The organism is Streptomyces sp. NPDC001868, from assembly GCF_040297125.1.
GTDB lineage: Bacteria > Actinomycetota > Actinomycetes > Streptomycetales > Streptomycetaceae > Streptomyces.
The window spans coordinates 1-2,521 of the sequence record NZ_JBEOYO010000129.1 but is presented as its reverse complement, the minus strand read 5'-3'; the positions used below and the strand labels follow the sequence as shown (position 1 = coordinate 2,521).

Here is a 2,521-nt window from a genome sequence, read left to right as displayed (position 1 = left end):
ACTCCTCCGGATAAGGCTTGGGCACAGCGACATCCTTCCCACCTGCCCCACAGGGCAAGCCAGTTCAGATGTCACCCGATCGTGCGGCAGACCCTTTTTGTGCTCGCGAAACAGGGCCTTGATGAGCTTGTCGATCTCGGCGACTTGCTCGTTGAGGCGCATCACCTCCCTCGCCAGGGTGTGTACGAGCTGGGCGGTCGGCTTCTCCCCGAGCACGCTGGTGTGCTGGCGCTCAGCAGCTTCCACGGCGGCCTGCGCCAGTTGGGCGGCGCCGCGGACCTTGCGGTTGCGCAGCCAGGTCTCCAGTCGGCGGGCACCGGTGCGGCGGATGGCCGCCGGGGTCTGGTAGCCGGTGAGCAGGACGAGGGGCCCAGCGTTGGTCACGTCCAGAGTTCGTTCGAGGGCCGGGAAGATTCCGGTGAGGCGGCCCCGCAGCCTGTTGATCGCACGGGTGCGGTCGTCGGTGAGGTCGCGTCGGTGAACGGTGAGGATCTTCAGTTCGGTGACCAGTTCGTCGCCGGGCCGCAGGGGTTGCAGATCCCGCCGAATGCGGGCCTGATCTGCAATAATCGCTGCATCCTTGGCGTCAGTCTTGCCTTCGCCCCGGTAGCCTTCGGATGCCCGGTTGACTGCCATGCCGGGGATGTAGAGCGTGTACTGACCGTGGTTGATCAGCAGGTCGATCAGCAGGGCAGCACCGCCGTCGGCCAGGTCGATGCCCCAGGTGACCTCGTCGCCCAGGGCGAGGACGTCGGCCAGGAGTCTCAGCAGTTCCGGCTCGTCGTTGGCCACTCGTCGCGACAACAGCCGCTTGCCGGTGCCGTCGACCACCACGCAGTGGTGATGGGTCTTGCCGGCATCGATACCGGCCCAGATCGCTGTCACGCGCACTCTCCAGAGATCGCTTACTTGCCCGCATGCACCACAGACGACCTCGCTGGCGAGTCCCTACTCAGCGATCGGATCGCAATTCCTAATCAGCAGCCGAGTCGTCGCGGGGGTGTCGGGCGGCCAATCGTCTGAAGCCACGGACGGCAGACTACTGAAAGCCACACCCGACACCCCTGGGTGAGCCAACCCTACGAATGGCTTGCTCATCCCGATCAACAAGGTAGGGATTCCTAATGCCGTTCGTCAGGCCGCGGCGCACGCTTGAGGCAGCGGGCAGGAGGTGTCGGAGGTGCGCGGTACAGTCCGTTCATCCGACTGGGGAGGGCTCATGGCGACCAAGTGGAGCTTGACGATCGACTGCGCGCACCCGGGGAAACTGGCCGCGTTCTGGGCGCTGGCGTTGGGCTACGAGGAGAAGCCCCCGCCCGCAGGGTTCGGGAGCTGGGAGGAGTGGTTCTCGCATCATGAGGTTCCGGAGGACGAGTGGGATGACGGGGCGTACCTCTCAGATCCTGACGGCGTGGGCCCCACCTTGTCCTTCCTGAAGGTGCCGGAGCCGAAGGTGGCGAAGAACCGGCTGCATATCGACGTGCAAGTTGGTGGCGGCCGTGAAACCCCGTGGGAGGTGCGCTGGCCGCGCGTGGTCGAGGCGGTGGAGCGGTTGACCGCTGCGGGCGCGACCGTGGTCCGTGAGGACGAGTTGCAGGGCAGGCCGGATCACGTGGTGATGGCAGACCCGGAAGGTAACGAGTTTTGCCTGGTCTGACGGGGTCGGTCAGGCCAACTGGCCGCGCGCAGCGTGTCGCGTCCCTTCCTATGCGGCAGCCCTACTGTCTGGATTTACGGTGATGTCATTGTTTTCGATCAAGATGGGAAAGAAGTAGATCGCCTGTTCTCCTGACCCAAGATCTACCGCGCCCGCCCTCCCGCTGGCGCACAGTACGTCAGACGCGAAGGCCGGGACCACCAGATCCCGGCCTCGTTGCTGTTGTCCGGGTGGCCACGACCGTCTCTGCCTCCGAACGTCGCGCCCGGGGTGGAACAGCACGTCAGCTGTAACTGTCCCGTCTCCAGGCGCGACGCCTCTGCGCGGAGTCCGCGCGGCACTCCCGGTCACCCGCTCCCCTCCTCAGGGGCTGCGTCTTTCCTTGCAGGCCCGCCCTACAGGACGTGGATCAGCGATTGCCGTGTGTCGCGCTCCAGGCCGGCCCCCAACAGGCGGCAGACACCACCCGGTCCGTGACGCCGTCTCTGCGGACGCTCCAGCAGGGAGCGATACGCCGGTAGGCCGCGGCGGCCCGATATGCCCCCACTGTCCGGAGATCACGCATGGCCGTCGACGCCGACAGCCGCCTGGGCCGCCTCGTACGTGCCTTGGCGACACTGCCCTCCCACCCGGCCGAACCGGTCACCACATGTCACCTGACACGGGCATCCCGCCTCGTGGCAGCACCCTCCATGCGGCCGCTGGCGGGCCCGTGTCCCGCCTGCTCAACACGACATCTTCCGGCCGCTCGTTGAGATCCGGGACCGTCGTGAACGGCACCGACCATGCCGGTCCCCGGCCGGGAGGCGGTGTGACTTACCACCTGTGAGAGTGAGCCGGAGCCGAAGGACTGGAGCGGGGCCT

The 2,521-nt window shown here is 66.6% G+C and carries 2 protein-coding genes; one reads left to right on the top strand and one right to left on the bottom strand.

Going from position 1 to position 2,521, the window contains the following annotated elements; genetic code table 11:
- Positions 1-885 (bottom strand): IS110 family transposase (locus ABT147_RS47065; protein ID WP_351418699.1); only part of this gene is annotated, 885 nt, incomplete at its 3' end.
- 334 nt (positions 886-1,219) lie between these two features.
- On the opposite strand from ABT147_RS47065, the gene ABT147_RS47060 reads away from it, so the two are divergent.
- A complete protein-coding gene (locus ABT147_RS47060; protein ID WP_351418697.1) occupies positions 1,220-1,657 on the top strand; it encodes a VOC family protein in 438 nt (145 codons plus the stop codon).
- Positions 1,658-2,521 lie beyond the last annotated feature (864 nt).